General features: G+C 63.7%; 10 protein-coding genes. 5 read left to right on the top strand and 5 right to left on the bottom strand.

What is annotated here, in order from left to right:
• Positions 1–187: 187 nt before the first annotated feature.
• The 4 genes from ACNOHI_RS05135 (at position 188) to ACNOHI_RS05120 (ending at position 4,217) form a co-directional block, all read left to right on the top strand.
• Positions 188–604, top strand: a complete 417-nt coding sequence (locus ACNOHI_RS05135; RefSeq protein WP_420473572.1) for a response regulator — start codon at positions 188–190, stop codon at positions 602–604.
• Entirely contained in the window at positions 597–2,903 is a 2,307-nt protein-coding gene (locus ACNOHI_RS05130) for an EAL domain-containing protein (protein ID WP_420473571.1), read from the top strand. The genes ACNOHI_RS05135 and ACNOHI_RS05130 overlap by 8 nt, the downstream gene beginning before the upstream one ends.
• 238 nt (positions 2,904–3,141) lie before the next feature.
• Positions 3,142–3,558 (top strand): disulfide bond formation protein B, encoded by a 417-nt coding sequence (locus tag ACNOHI_RS05125; protein ID WP_420473570.1) that lies wholly within the window; start codon positions 3,142–3,144, stop codon positions 3,556–3,558.
• On the top strand, positions 3,555–4,217 hold the full coding sequence (locus ACNOHI_RS05120) for a DsbA family protein (protein WP_420473569.1): 663 nt from the start codon (positions 3,555–3,557) through the stop codon (positions 4,215–4,217). The genes ACNOHI_RS05125 and ACNOHI_RS05120 overlap by 4 nt, the downstream gene beginning before the upstream one ends.
• Before the next feature lie 12 nt (positions 4,218–4,229).
• Here the strand turns inward: ACNOHI_RS05120 and ACNOHI_RS05115 are convergent, their stop codons facing one another.
• Entirely contained in the window at positions 4,230–4,562 is a 333-nt protein-coding gene (locus ACNOHI_RS05115; protein WP_420473568.1) for a hypothetical protein, read from the bottom strand.
• A gap of 103 nt (positions 4,563–4,665) precedes the next feature.
• Here ACNOHI_RS05115 and ACNOHI_RS05110 point away from each other — a divergent pair, with 103 nt between their 5' ends.
• Entirely contained in the window at positions 4,666–5,130 is a 465-nt protein-coding gene (locus ACNOHI_RS05110; RefSeq protein WP_420473567.1) for a hypothetical protein, read from the top strand.
• Between the two features lie 4 nt (positions 5,131–5,134).
• Here ACNOHI_RS05110 and treY read toward each other — a convergent pair whose 3' ends face one another.
• From treY to glgX, 4 genes are read right to left on the bottom strand one after another with little or no spacing between them, the layout of a single operon-like run.
• Positions 5,135–7,933, bottom strand: a complete 2,799-nt coding sequence (gene treY / locus ACNOHI_RS05105) for a malto-oligosyltrehalose synthase (RefSeq protein ID WP_420473566.1) — start codon at positions 7,931–7,933, stop codon at positions 5,135–5,137.
• Position 7,934: 1 nt separating this feature from the next.
• Positions 7,935–10,037, bottom strand: a complete 2,103-nt coding sequence (gene malQ / locus ACNOHI_RS05100) for a 4-alpha-glucanotransferase (protein ID WP_420473565.1) — start codon at positions 10,035–10,037, stop codon at positions 7,935–7,937.
• Entirely contained in the window at positions 10,034–11,824 is a 1,791-nt protein-coding gene (gene treZ / locus ACNOHI_RS05095) for a malto-oligosyltrehalose trehalohydrolase (RefSeq protein ID WP_420473564.1), read from the bottom strand. The genes malQ and treZ overlap by 4 nt, the downstream gene beginning before the upstream one ends.
• A complete protein-coding gene (gene glgX / locus ACNOHI_RS05090; protein WP_420473563.1) occupies positions 11,811–13,928 on the bottom strand; it encodes a glycogen debranching protein GlgX in 2,118 nt (705 codons plus the stop codon). Before glgX ends, treZ begins: the two co-directional genes overlap by 14 nt.
• Positions 13,929–14,121 lie beyond the last annotated feature (193 nt).

The following is a 14,121-nucleotide window of genomic DNA, read 5'->3' as shown; positions in this document are numbered from 1 at the left end:
AGTCGCAGCAGACGTGACGATAGGTCACAAAAGCTGCAAAGGAAGCAACCAAACTGGAAAGATTGGCAAGTAACACATCGACGCGCGACTGCCTCCTCCTATGATCATGGGATACCGCTCGGAGGAATGACGACGTAGGCTCTTTACACGAGCAACAAAACTCCTTTTTACGAGGAGATGTGCGTCGATGGAGAATACCGGGTACCCCACAATCCTCATCGTGGATGACGAGGAACGCAACGTCCGATTGCTCGACGTTCTGCTCAGAACAGATGGATACCGGACGCTGTCCGCCAGTTCCGGCGCAGAGGCCCTGGCACTCGCCACGTCCGCTCAGCCTGACCTGATTCTGCTCGATCTGATGATGCCTGGCATGGATGGCTTCGAAGTCACACAGGCGCTCAAGAATGCCTCCGCCACCGCGGCCATTCCTGTCCTGATCGTGTCGGCACTGGACGATGTGGCCACGCGCCGCCGCCTGCTTGCGTCGGGCGCCGACGAATTCATTCGCAAGCCCGTCGATCGCTGGGAGCTTTCCTTGCGCATGTCGCGCCTGCTCGGCACTGACCGGTCCCCTGAAGAAGATTCAGCCAATCATGGGTAGGCAGCGTATCAGCCTCAAGAAATCAAACTGCATCCTTTCGATGCTGAGCCGCATCAACCGGGCAATCGTCCGTGCCGAATCGCCGGACGACCTGTTTCGCGCGGCATGCCAGATTGCCGTCGAGTCCGGATTGTTTTCCGCGGCCTGGGTCGGTCTTGTCGCGCCGCATTCCAGGACGCTCCAGGTTCTATGCCATACCGGCGAGATCGGTTCCGTTGACCGCGTGCTGGCCCGTCCCGGCGGATTTCCCGATACGGTCCGGACCGCCGGCGAGATGCGCATCCTCGACAAGCCGGAAACGCGGACCGCAGCGCTGTTTCCCCTTGAATTGGTTCGGCACGGGATTCATGCCATGGCTGGCCTGCCCTTGTATGAACACGGACGTGTCGTGGCCGTCCTGACCGTCTTCGCGACCGACCCCGGCTGTTTCGATGCGGCGGTGACCGCCCTGCTGCACGAAGTGACCGAAGATATCTGCTTCTCCCTTGATCACCAGCTGAGCGAGCAGCATCGGCTGGCAGCCGAATCGAAGCTGTATTACATGGCGTCCTATGACGCACAGACCGGCATGCCGAACCGCAGCTTGCTGGAAGAGCGCCTGCCGGCGCTGGCTGCGCGCGCGGAGCAGCGTGGTGCATTCCTGACCATGTTCGCGATGCGGCTGATGCGGCTGGACCGGGTGGCGCAGATCATCGGCCCTGCCGCTACCAATGACGTGATGCGGACCATTGCGTTACGCCTGGAGGATTTGCGGGGAGCGGACGGCCTGCTGGCGCAGTTGGGGCATGAAGAATTTGCATTGGTGACGCTTGGTGCACGGGACAGTGCGGATGTCGAATCGCTTGCTCGCACAATGGTAAGGGCGGTCGAGCAACCTGTGCATCTGGACGGGAAGGAGGTATTCCTCCACCTTGCCGTTGGCGGAGTGACACATTGGCTGCACGATCAGGATGTCACGACCCTGCTGCGCCGCGCGCGCGCCGCGGCCAACCAGGTTGGCGCCGAAGGCGGCTTCCGCCTTTACAGTCCAGACCTTGACCGTGACCTTGAACGACATGTGGAGATGGAGGCCGAACTCCACCGCGCCCTTGAGCGCGGTGAATTCGAACTGCATTATCAGCCGCAGTTGAACATGAAAAGCGGCATGGTCGTCGGCGTCGAAGCGCTCCTTCGCTGGCGTCATCCGCTGCGCGGGCTGATTCCCCCGAATCAGTTCATCCCCCTCCTTGAAGAATGCGGGTTGATGTCGCGCGTCGGCACGTGGGTCTTGCGGACGGCCTGTGCGCAGGCCAGGGAATGGCAGGAACTGGGCCTCCCCGCGATTCGCATGGCGGTCAACCTGTCGGCCCAGCAGTTCCGTCTCGCCGATCTGGTCACATCCGTCGCGCAAGCGCTTGGCGACGCCGGCCTGGCGCCGGAGGCTCTTGAACTGGAGCTGACCGAAAGCCTGATTCTCGAGAACGCCGAGCAGACGATCCAGGTCATGCACGACCTGAAGAAGCTCGGCGTCAGCCTGTCGCTCGATGATTTCGGTACCGGATATTCTTCGTTGAGTTACCTGCGTCGTTATCCTGTCGACCGGATCAAGATCGATCAGTCCTTCGTTCGTGACATCATGGAACACAGCAGCAGTGCCGCACTTGTCCGCAGCATCCTCTCCATGGCGCACAACCTTGGCCTGGCTACGATCGCCGAGGGCGTGGAGACCCCGGCGCAACTGGGCTACTTGCGCAAGCAGGTGTGCCAGGAGATGCAAGGCTTCCTGTTCAGCAAACCTTTGCCCGCGGACGAATTGACGGAAATGCTCCGCCAGGGGCGCGGGCTGGCCTCTGACGACCCGGTCGACGCCGCCGCGTCGACACTGCTGATCGTCGACGATGAAGCCGTCGTTCTGAAAAAGCTCAGCCTTGCGTTCCGTTCCGAAGGCTGGAAGATCCTGACAGCGGGAAGCGGCGAGGAGGCCCTGGTCATGATGTGGGAGCACGGGGTCGGCGTCGTCGTCTCCGATCTCCAAATGCATGGAATGCCGGGAACCGAGTTCTTGCGGCGTGTCCGGGAAATGTATCCGATGACTGTCCGGACGATCCTGACCCGCCATGCCGATTTTGAAACCGTCGCCGAAGCGGTCAACGCGGGCAACGTGTACAAGGTGCTGAGCAAGTCCTCCAGCATCGAGTCCCTCCGCGGCGACCTGCGTGACGCCTTCAGACGGTACGAAGCCAAGGTGGAATATCTGCGCCGAACCGGCCAGCAGGCACATGCGGACAATGGCAAGGCGGCAAAAGTAAAAACGCCCTGATCGATGGCATGACGTTGCCGCAATCTCGTTCCGCTATTCCCCATTTTTGAGAAACGCGCTTTCGCACCGTGCGTCCATTCCTGCAGAAATAGCTTCCTGCCGCCCTGCCCGCCGGATCTTTCCGCCAAGTGGGCATCAGGGCACGACTATTGCTATAGTCCCGTCTTGTCTTCATTCCGGGAAACTTCGTGCCATATCAATTCGACCTTCCATTGTTCATTCCCACCGGGGGCGCCGTATGAAACAGTCAGCATGGACCCTCGTTTTTGGTGCCTGGCTGGTGGCGGCAATGTCCACCCTCGGCGCGCTCTTCCTCGGCGAAGTCATGGGCTTCGCGCCCTGCGTGCTGTGCTGGTACCAGCGCATCTTCATGTTCCCGCTGGTCTTCGTCCTGGCAGTCGGCCTCTTCCCGTTCGACCCGCGAGTCACGCGCTACGGACTCCCTCTCGCCATTGGAGGCTGGCTCATCGCCGCCTGGCACGTGCTGCTGACGGCGGGGATCATTCCGGAAAGCGCGACGCCCTGCACGAAGGGCGTCCCTTGCGGTCTGGTCCAGGTGGAATGGTTCGGTTTCGTGACCATCCCGCTCCTTTCGCTCGCCGCTTTTACCGTCATCAACGCTTTACTTTTTGCCACCCTCAAGTCCAACAAATGAAACAGAAACAACTCTTTATCGGTGCCGCGGTCCTGTTGATCGCTGCGTTCGCCGCCGGCGCTTTCCTCTTCAAGGGCCGTCAGGCGGAGCAGGCGGCGCAGACTGCCGCACGCAATAGCGAGGCGCTGGTGCGCTTCCATTCCCAAACCACCGGCAATGCCGACGCGCCTGTCCATATCGTCGAATTCCTGGATCCGGCCTGCGAAACCTGCCGGGATTTCTATCCGATGGTGAAGGACCTGATGGCCGCCCATCCCGGCAAAATCAAGCTGACCGTTCGCTACGCACCGTTCCATAACGGCTCGGATGTGGTCGTCGCCATGATCGAGGCCGCGCGCAAACAGGGCAAGTTCTGGCCGGCCCTGGAGGGCTTGCTGGATGCACAGCCGTATTGGGTAAAGAACCATGCGGCACAACCGGAGGTAGCCTGGAAGGTGCTCGACAGCCTCGGCCTCGGACTGGACATGCAACGCGCGAACACCGATATGCAGTCGCCCGAAGTGACCAGGATCATCCAGCAGGACCTGGCCGATGCGCAGACGCTGAACGTGACCAAGACGCCGGAATACTTTGTCAACGGCAAGCCGCTGCCAAGCTTTGGCTATGACCAGTTGAAGAAGCTGGTTGACGATGCGCTGGCAAATGCAGTCACAAAGTAACCTGCGCCGCACTTAATCTTCAGCATGAAATGACGGCGGCAAGGCATTGATATTAAAAGAAAACAAGTCCGCCGCCATCTTCCATCCCGCAATTCTGCGAAAGTACATCAGGTTTGCACCGCAACCCCTTGATCTCTGCTTTTCAGTCCTCGGCCGCCAGCGATCCGGCCGCCGGGGATTTTCTTCGCGCATCTCTTTCCGTTTCCTCTTCAACATATTGATTTGAAAACGAATTATTTCAAATTGAATAGACAGGCTTTCATTTCTGTCGCGAAGAAAAGACAGAATCCTGCGCGTCGACACGAAGTACGTGGCACGACCTGCCGCCGTCGCTATGATCAGCATGCTTGCAGGCAACAAGCGCTGCCGGAATCGAGGGAGACCAATGGCTGGCCGCGCGGTGCATCCGCCCCGCCCGCCTCGGCACCTCATGTTTCTGGAGAATAGTGTGAAAAAAGCAGTACTGCTGGCCGCCGTGACGGTCCTGTCCACCGGTTGCGCCACCATCGTCAATGACTCGGCGCAACCCATCAAGGTAGAAACGCGTTCCGAATCCGGCCAGATGATTACCGGTGCGGACTGCACCCTGACCAACGATTTCGGCGCTTTCACCGGCAAGTCGGGCGAGGTCGTGTCCGTCCATCGCTCGTCGAAGGACCTCGACATCACCTGCAAGCATCCGTCGAATCCCGACGCGACCGCTCGGGCGGTCTCCCGCGCCAATGCCGGCCTGGCAGGCAATATCCTGATCGGCGGTGGCATCGGCGCCATCATCGACCACACCAAGGGCACCGCCTACACCTACCCGACCTGGCTGCAGCTTGTATTCGGCAAGACGCTCGTGTTCGATCGTTCCGGTGAAAAAGACGGCGCCCCGGTCGCCGGCATCGAACCGCAGACCACGGTCAAGTAACCCCTTAACCCTCGACCAGGACGGCCACCGGAAGCTGGGCAAGCGCCTCCGCCAGCATCAGCTTTCCGGCCTCGATCCTGACCCTGCTGCCCGAATAGACCTCGTTCCAGGTTGAATCGGGCGCCCAGGGGCACAAGAGCGCCGTGTCCTGCCAGCGTACCGGCGGCACCACTGGCGTCCCATCCTGCGCAAGGATGCGGACCGGGAGAAGCGTGCTCAGCACGATCACCGACCGCTGGCCAAGCCGGCGTGCGAAGGCAATGGCGTGTCCCGCCAGCGCGCCTTCCAGTTCAAGCGGCAGGTAATCGCCTTTCAGGAACAGCTCGGGCTCCCGCGTGCGCAATTGCAGGGTGCGCAGGATGATCTGCTGTTTCAGACGGCCATCCCGCCAGGCGTTGATGTCCGCCGCGGGCGCTGCCTCCTGGACTGCCTGGATGCGGCTGCCATAGTCCACTGGCCGCCGGTTGTCCGGGTCGACCAGGCTGAAATCCCAGAACTCGGTACCCTGGTAAAGGTCCGGCACGCCCGGCGCGGTCATGCGCAGCACGGTCTGCGCGAGGCCGTTGACGACGCCCGGCGCGGTGAGCGTGTCGACGCAGGCGGCAAGTTCGGCCAGGAACCGGTTCTCCGTCGTCACCTCGACGATGGCGAACAGGAAACGCCGGCACGCGCTTTCATATTCTTCATTCGGAATCACCCAATCGCTGACCTGCTTCGCTTCGCGCAGTGCCTTGGTCTGCCATTGATCGAGGCGTTCCGCAAAAGCGCGCACGCCTTCGCGATCGCCCGGTTGCAGGCCGATCGGCCAGGCACCGACCAGCATCTGGTAGAGCATCAGCTCGTCGGCCGGCTGCGGTGCGATTGCCGGCTGGCCGCCATCGCCCGCCACTTCGCTGCGTTTGTCCGCATTGAGCTCCATCCAGCGCCGCACGGTGGTATTCCATGTCGCGGCGATCTCGCTGATGGCCGCGATCCGCGCCCGCACGTCCTCGCCGCGCTTGTGATCGTGCGTGGCGGTGGCAAGCATCGAGCTAGGAAAGCGGGATGCGCGTTCCCGGTTCGCGGCATGGAATTCGCGCACACCGCAGGCAAACTGGGACGGATCGGAACCCACTTCGTTGCGGGACAGCAGCCGGCCATAGCGGTAGAACGCGGTGTCCTCGACCGACTTCGCGGCCAGTGGCGGTGTCAGCTGCTGGAATCGGGTAATCGCCCGCTGGTGCAGGCCGCGCACGCGCGGGTTGGACGCGTCACGCGGGGCATCGCCGCCCAGCCAGTGCGCCACCAGGTCCAGCAGCGGCGTTTCGGTGCGGTCGACGCTCTGCCGTGCCTGCTCCAGCGCGGACTCGATCACGGCCTCATCGAGCTCGTCACGGCCGTTGGCGTCGGCATAGGTGCGGTAGACCGGGAAATGCACCAGCAGCTCGGCAAAGACCCGCCGGATGGCACCGAGGGAAAAGTCGCGCGTGCGCAGGTCGGTACGGGCGACCGCATGCAGGGCGCGGGCCGCCGCCTCGAATTCTCCGGCGAGATTGTTGGTGAGCAGCTGGCGGCGCGCCTGCCGGACCTCCGCCTGGAAGTCCAGGTCATGCCCGGTCAGCGCGTTCCACATCGCGGCCAGCGGTGCATCGCCTGCCGGATCATGCAGCAGCGCGCCCACGCGATCCATGAAATCGTAGCCACTGGTGCCATCGATTTCCCAGTTCTGCCGCAGGTGCTCGCCGTGCGCAAGGATTTTTTCCACGACAATCCAGGCCGGCGCCGGTAACAGTTCGGGCGGGCGCTGGGAGGACAGGGCCTGCAGGCGGCGCCGCAACTTGCGGCAATAGGCGCCGGGGTCGGCCAGGCCATCCACATGGTCGATCCGGACGCCGTCGATCAGGCCCTCCGTGTACAGGCGGAAGATCATCGCATGGGTCGCCTCGAACACATCGTCCTGTTCGACCCGCACGCCGGCGAGGTCAGTGACCTCGAAAAAGCGCCGCCAGTTGATGCCGTCCGCGGCGCAGCGCCACCAGGCCAGGCGGTAGTGCTGGCGCTCCAGCAAGCCATGCAGCGCATCCCTGCCCTGGCCGGTCGCCGGGGAGTAGGCGGCGAGCGCGTTCTCGATGTCCGCGCGCCCGTCCGCGCGCATCCCGGCCTCCCGCAGCAGGCTGAATCCGAGGTCCGCAAAATGCTGCGTGAGGACAGCTTCCCCCGCTCCCCGCTCCTCGAACGTGGCGATGGCCGCCGTCAGCCGGTCCGAAGCGGCCTGGCGCAGGATGCCGCTGTAATCCGACGGCGCGACCGGGAACCGGTGCGCATAGTAGGCGACGAAGAACTTGCCGCGCGTCTCGTCGTACTGCAGCGCGATCTCCCCGTCGTGAAGGGCGTCGCCGTAGGGCTTGCCGAGGAACGGCGCCATCACCTTGCCGCGCAGCGTTTCGTCGGCAGGGTTCCAGTCGATGTCGAACCAGCGCGCGTACGGACTGCCCTCGCCCCATTCGAGCACATGCTGCCACCAGGGGTTTTCCGGGCCGACGCCCATGTGGTTAGGGACGATGTCCAGGATCAGTCCCATGCCGGCTTCGCGGATTTTGGCCACAAAGCGCCGCAGCCCTTCCTCCCCGCCCAGCTCCGGGTTGATGCGTGTCGGATCGACAATGTCGTAACCGTGCGTTGAACCGCTGCGGGCGGTCAGGATCGGCGAGGAGTAAATATGGCTGATGCCGAGCGAGGCGTAGTACGGCACCACCTCGGCGGCCTGGTCAAAATTGAAATCCTTATGCAACTGCACTCTGGCGGTGGCGCGCGGAATGGACATGTCAGGAGCTTCCTTTTGCGGAGCGTGTTCGATTCATGGCCGCCAGCCGGTTGCGCACCGCTGGCTCGTCGAGCACCGAGTCGATCGGTTGCGGCAAGCGGCGGCGCCAGTTTGGATGCGAGTCGATAGTGCCGGGCAGGTTCGGCTGCTCCGGCAGGCCAAGCGCATCCTCGATCGGGAGCATGGCAAGCGGCGCCGGCGTCGCGGCGACGAAGGACGCGGCGGCATCGACGACGGGCAACGCTTCGGCCGGTTGCGGAGCGCCATCCCCCGCGCAGCCCGCCTCGGACAAGGCCTGCCACATGGCGGCGCGCTCGCGCGTCCGGTCGTGCCGCGCATCCCGTTCCGTCTGGCCGGGCATGAGCAGGTCAAGACGCGCGCGCCAGTCGACGTCGCGCCCCTGCCACCAGCCGGCAATCGTCGGCAGGTCGTGGGTGGTCGTCGTGGCGATGGCGTGCGACGGCCACTCGTCAGGACGCAGGAAACGGCCGTCGTATTGCTGGAACAGGAGCACGCGGATGCCGAGCAGTCCCGCTTCGGCCAGGAGGACGTCGTAGCCCTGCGGCACGGTGCCAAGGTCTTCGCCGATGACGATGGCGCGGTTGCGCCAGGATTCGAGCGCGATCAGGCGAAGGAGATCGTGGACCGGATACTGCAGGTAGGCGCCATGCAGCGGCGATTCGCCGTCCGGCACCAGCCACAAGCGGTTCAGGCCCAGCACATGGTCGATGCGCGCACCGCCGGCATAGGCAAAAATCGCGCGGAGCATTTCGATATAGGCACTGAAGCCTTTCGCCTTCATCGCATGCGGAGAAAAGGCCCCGAGCCCCCAGCTCTGGCCGCGCGTGTTGAGGACGTCGGGCGGCGCCCCGACGGAGAGTCCGTTGATGATTTCCGCCTGGCGGCTCCATGTCTGGCTGCCGCCGTTATCCGCGCCCACTGCAAGGTCGGTAATCAGGCCGATCGCCATGCCGGCGTCGCGCGCCGCCTTCTGCGCTCCGCCCAGGCCACGCGCCGCCTGCCATTGGAGGAAGAGATGGAACGCGATCTCCGCTTCATGATGCCGGGCGAACTCCTCGACGGCGGCACCGCGTGGATCGCGCAGGCCTTCTGGCCATTCCTTCCAGTACCCGCTTTCGCCATTGGCGAGTTGCCACGCTTGCAGCGCCTCGAATCGGGCATGGTCGCGCAACGCATCGCCCCCGCTCCTGACAAAGGCATCGAAGTCGCTGTCGCCACCCGCCGCCCGCTGGCGCGCATGAAGACGTCGCAGCAGATCCAGGCGAAGTTGCGCGGAACCCGGCCAGTCGATCAGCTCCGTGCTTTCCATGGCGGTGTAGCGGGACGGCGCGTCATTTCCCAGCGCCGCCAGTTCGGCATTGAATGCGTCCTGGCCCAGCACGGCCGCCGGGTCGATGTGCAGGGCATTCAGGAAAAGCCGGCTGGACGGGCCATACGGGCTGAAGCGGTTGACGTTCGCGCTGAACATCGCATGGACCGGGCTGATTGCGAGTGCGGAAGCGCCGTGGCCCGCAGCGGCGCGGGCCAGCGTCGACAGCGCGGTAAAGTCGCCGATGCCGCCATCTCCGTTCCGGCGCAATGCGTAGAGCTGCACACCCAGCCCCCAGAGGCGTGGCGAAGCGCCCGTGCCATCCAGTGCATCGGCTATTCCGAAGCATTTGGGTGGGGCGATGGCAAGGGTCGTCACCGACTCGCCGGCATGGAGCTGGTGGTATCCGTAGTGGTCAATGGCCGGAAGCTCGATGCCGTGCGAGGTATCGGCGGAAAACCTGCCGCTCAATTCCTTGCCGCCTTCGAGTTCGATGCGCCAGGCCAGGCCGGCAAGCCGCCGCGCCGCCGGAAGATGCAGGGGACGGCCGGCGATACCCGTGACCAAAGGCGGCAAATCGTCACCGCCGTTCAATGCCGCCAGCCGGGCAAGGCTATCCCTGCATTGCTCTTCGCTCGCGCAGTGAAAACCCAGGCGCGCGAGGATGTTGCGCAAGTCTTCGGTGTCGACCTGCATCGGCTTTCCGAAGGCGTTCGTCCATTCATGCGCAAGGCCTGCGGCCTGCGACAGCTTCAGTACGTGTTCATCGTTCATGCGGAGGACTCCAGGACTGCGAGGAAGGCGGGACCGGGGAGGAAATGACGGGTGATGGCATCCTCCACACCCTCGGTGGCGAACAGCAGCTGACCGCCCTGCCCGTCGGCGAGCCGGTCGTACGCGACAGGCACCGGATCGGTGCCGAGATTGATGGCAAGCATCAGTACCTTGCCGTCGCCCATGCGCCAGCGCGCTTTGACCGATGCCGGCCCGAGAATCTCCGTCCCCAGCGCCCGGGCGCCTTCCAGCCGCGGCGTGACATGAGCATGGCGGATCGCCAGCACGGAGGTGACCCATTCGGTGAAGGCAGGGCCAAGCACAGGGTCGGGCTGCGGGACCGACTGCCGGAAAGTCTGCTCCTCGTTCGGATCGGGAATCCGTTCGCGGCGCGCCGGATCGGAAAAAGCGGAGAAGCGGGCGAACTCCTGCCGCCGCCCCTTGCGCACCGCATCGGCCAGTTCCGAGGTCAGGTGACTGGTGAAATACAGGAAAGGCTGCGTGGCGCCGAATTCCTCGCCCATGAACAGGAGCGGAATGTGCGGTGACAGCAGTTGGAGCGCCATGGCCGCCCGCAATGCGTGCGGATCGGCAAGCATCGACAGCCGCTCGCCAAAGGCGCGGTTACCGACCTGGTCATGGTTTTGGAGGAAAAACACGAAAGACGTCGGCGGCAGATGGGCGCTCGGCTCGCCGCGCCGCGCACCGCCGGGGTACAGCGATGTCTCGCCCTGGTAGATAAAGCCCTCGGACAATCCGCGCGCGAGTTTTTCCGCGCCCTGGCTCGCATAGCCCCCGTAATAGCCCTCGCGCTCGCCCGTCAGCAGCACATGCACGATGTGGTGCATGTCGTCATTCCACTGCGCATCGAACAGGCGTGCCGGCGAACGTGCAAGCAGGCGCGCGCAGTTGTCGTCGTTCTCCAGCACCAGGTGCACGTGCCGCCCTGCCGGCATGGCCGCACGCACGCGCCGTGCCATTTCCACCAGCCAGTCCTTCTCGCTGATCGCATGCACCGCGTCGAGGCGCAGTCCGTCAAACCGATACTCCTGCAACCAGTAAATCGCATTTTCGGTAAAGAAATCCCGCACTGGATGCTTGCGGAAATCGATCGCCTGCCCCCACGGCGTCTGGATGTCATCGCGAAAGAAATCGGGCGCATAGGCCCCCAGGTAATTGCCGTCCGGCCCGAAATGGTTGTAGACCACATCGAGGAAGACCATCATGTCCAACCCGTGGGCCGTGTCGATGAGCGCCTTCAGCTGATCCGGCGTGCCATAGGCCGTATCCGGCGCATAGGGCAACACGCCGTCATAGCCCCAGTTGTGCCGTCCGGGAAAATCGGCAACCGGCATCAGTTCGATGGCGGTAATGCCAATGGCAGCCAGTTCCGGCAGCCGCCTCCTCACGCCCTCGAAGCCGCCCAGCGCTCCGGCGTGCAATTCGAGCAACACCGTCTCGTGCCATGGACGGCCTGTCCAGTCTTTGCGCTGCCAGTGATAGGCGTCCGGGTCGCACACGATGCTCGCATCGTGCACGTCGCCTGCCTGCGCGCGTGAGGCAGGATCGGGCACGGCAAGGTCCGGCGCCACGCGGAATTTGTACCGTGCTCCCGCGTCGCACGCGGCTTCCGCCTCGAACCAGCCGCCGGCCAGTCGGCGCATGGGCACCGGCGGCACACCTTCGATTTCGACGCTCACGCTCTCCGTGCCCGGCGCCCACAGGCGGAACCGGGTGCGATCACGGGCAAGCAGGCGCGCGCCGAAGGAGGGATTAAATGATGACATTGTCGGTTACCAACAAAACCGCACTTTGTGCGGAAACGATAAGCCTGCCGTCGTCCGGCATACGGTTGTTGTCGACCGCCGGATCGGCCGCGTCGAGCGCGACCTGCCATGGCATGTCGGGTTTGGGCAGGATGAATTCAGCCTCCTTCGCCGACGCATTGAGCATCAGCAGCGACGCGGAAAGCTTTCCTGCCCGCAGCTCCTGGCCGATGCGGCGCAGCGCCAGCAATCGTCCTTCGCTGAAATTCCAGCGCTCCTGCGTCATTTCCACGCCTGTTTCGTCGAACCAGCTGATTTCCGGAATGCGGTGCAGCGTGCGCAGGTTCGATGCAAGGAAGCGGGTGCTGCGCAGGCGCGGCACGATGCGGCGCGCGGCAATGCAGCGCCGGGTAAAGTCGAGCAGCGTCCTGCCTTCTTCCGTCTCGATGAGACTCCAGTCAAACCACGAAATTTCCGTGTCCTGGCAATACGGATTGTTGTTACCCTGCTGTGTACGGCCGAACTCGTCGCCGCCCAGCAGCATTGGCGTGCCGTGCGAGAACAGCAGCGTCATCAGCATCGCGCGCTTGACCCGTTCGCGCATCGTCCGGATTTCCGGATTTTCTGCCGGCCCTTCCACGCCCCAGTTCGCGCTGCGGTTTTCGTCCGCGCCGTCGCGGTTGTCCTCTAGGTTCGCTTCGTTATGCTTGCGGCTGTAGCTGACGAGGTCATGCAGGGTGAACCCGTCGTGCGCGGTAACGAAGTTGACCGAAGACCAGGAACGACGGCGGCGATGATTGAACATGTCGGCGGAGCCCATGAGACGGCTGGCGACGGCGCCGCGCAATCCGGCGTCGCCTCGCCAGAAACGGCGCACGTCGTCGCGGAAACGGTCATTCCATTCGGCGATGCCCGGCGGATGGTTTCCGACCTGGTAGCCGCCTGGTCCCACGTCCCACGGCTCGGAAATCAGCTTGACCCGTGCCAGCACCGGATCCTGCAGCAACGAATCAAAGAAGCCCGAACCAGGATCGAAACCGTAATTCTCGCGTCCGAGCGTGGCGCCGAGGTCGAATCGGAAACCGTCGACATGGAATTCCTGCACCCAGTAGCGCAGTGAATCCATCACCATCTGGATCACGCGCGGATGCGTCATGTTCACGGTATTGCCGCAACCCGTATCGTTGATGTGGTGGCGCGGGTAGTCGCGGTTGAGCCGGTAGTAGCTGGCGTTGTCCAGTCCGCGGAAGCACAGCGTCGGACCCAGCTCGCTTTCCTCGCAGGTATGGTTGTAGACCACGTCGAGGATGACCTCGATACCGGCCGAATGCAGCAGCCGGATTGCCCGCCGCATCTCGTCCGGCGTGCCGGTTGACAGGTAGCGCGGCTCCGGCGCGAAGAAGGACAAGGTGTTGTAGCCCCAGTAATTGAGGAGACCGTTGTTGACCAGCCGGCGGTCGTCCAGGATCGCGTGCACCGGCAGCAATTCGACGGCGGTCACGCCGAGACGGACGAGGTAGTCGATCACCCAGGGATTGGCGAGACCGGCGAAGGTGCCACGCTCCGCCTCGGGCACCTTGTCCAGGCGCATGGTCAGGCCGCGTACATGGGTTTCGTAAATCACCGTCTTTTCCCACGGCACCTGCGGCGCCTTGTCCCCGTGCCAGTTGAAGGAGGATTCCGTCACCATGCATTTCGGCATCGATGCCGCGCTGTCGCGATGATCGAAGGACAAGTCAGTGCGCGGCGAGTTGATGCGGTAGCCGTACAGGGTGTCGGCCCAGCGGAGATGGCCGTGCAGCTGGCGTGCATAGGGATCGAGCAGCAGCTTGTTCGGGTTGAAGCGGTGGCCGATTTCGGGCTGGTACGGGCCGTAGGCGCGGTAGCCGTAGAGCGTACCGGGATGCACGCCGGGGACGTAGCCGTGCCAGACTTCGTTCGTGCAGTGCGGCATGGGCACGCGCGCGATTTCGTGACGGCCAGTCGGGTCAAAGAAGCAGAGTTCGATCTTGGCGGCATTGGCGGAGAAGACGGCGAAGTTGGTGCCGTCGCCATCGTAGGTGGCGCCGAGCGGGTACGAGGAGCCCGACTGGATTGGCGGGAGCGGCAGGTTCAGGGTCGCCATTCAGGGTCCATGTGTTGAACAGGTTCGCCATTGCGGCACGCGAGCGTTGACGCACGTATGCGTGCGCGTTCCCGCAGTGCTCGAAGGCGGGCGCATTCTTTCACCTCTTCCTCCATCCTTCACCCCGTCATCCCCGCGAAGGCGGGGATCCATGCCGAGGCAAATTGAACGACCTGCCTATGGATCCCCGCCT

The organism is Noviherbaspirillum sp. ST9 (assembly GCF_048799745.1).
Lineage (GTDB): Bacteria > Pseudomonadota > Gammaproteobacteria > Burkholderiales > Burkholderiaceae_D > Noviherbaspirillum.
This window is presented reverse-complemented; position numbering and strand designations above follow the sequence as displayed.

What these genes read in the sequence shown, in the direction of transcription:
- ACNOHI_RS05125 (WP_420473570.1), top strand. Translation starts at nt 3,142, where the DNA reads ATGAAACAGTCAGCATGGACCCTCGTTTTTGGTGCCTGGCTGGTGGCG.
- ACNOHI_RS05130 (WP_420473571.1), top strand. Translation starts at nt 597, where the DNA reads ATGGGTAGGCAGCGTATCAGCCTCAAGAAATCAAACTGCATCCTTTCG.
- ACNOHI_RS05120 (WP_420473569.1), top strand. Translation starts at nt 3,555, where the DNA reads ATGAAACAGAAACAACTCTTTATCGGTGCCGCGGTCCTGTTGATCGCT.
- ACNOHI_RS05135 (WP_420473572.1), top strand. Translation starts at nt 188, where the DNA reads ATGGAGAATACCGGGTACCCCACAATCCTCATCGTGGATGACGAGGAA.
- treY (WP_420473566.1), bottom strand. Translation starts at nt 7,933, where the DNA reads ATGTCCATTCCGCGCGCCACCGCCAGAGTGCAGTTGCATAAGGATTTC.
- malQ (WP_420473565.1), bottom strand. Translation starts at nt 10,037, where the DNA reads ATGAACGATGAACACGTACTGAAGCTGTCGCAGGCCGCAGGCCTTGCG.
- glgX (WP_420473563.1), bottom strand. Translation starts at nt 13,928, where the DNA reads ATGGCGACCCTGAACCTGCCGCTCCCGCCAATCCAGTCGGGCTCCTCG.
- treZ (WP_420473564.1), bottom strand. Translation starts at nt 11,824, where the DNA reads ATGTCATCATTTAATCCCTCCTTCGGCGCGCGCCTGCTTGCCCGTGAT.
- ACNOHI_RS05115 (WP_420473568.1), bottom strand. Translation starts at nt 4,562, where the DNA reads ATGCTGATCATAGCGACGGCGGCAGGTCGTGCCACGTACTTCGTGTCG.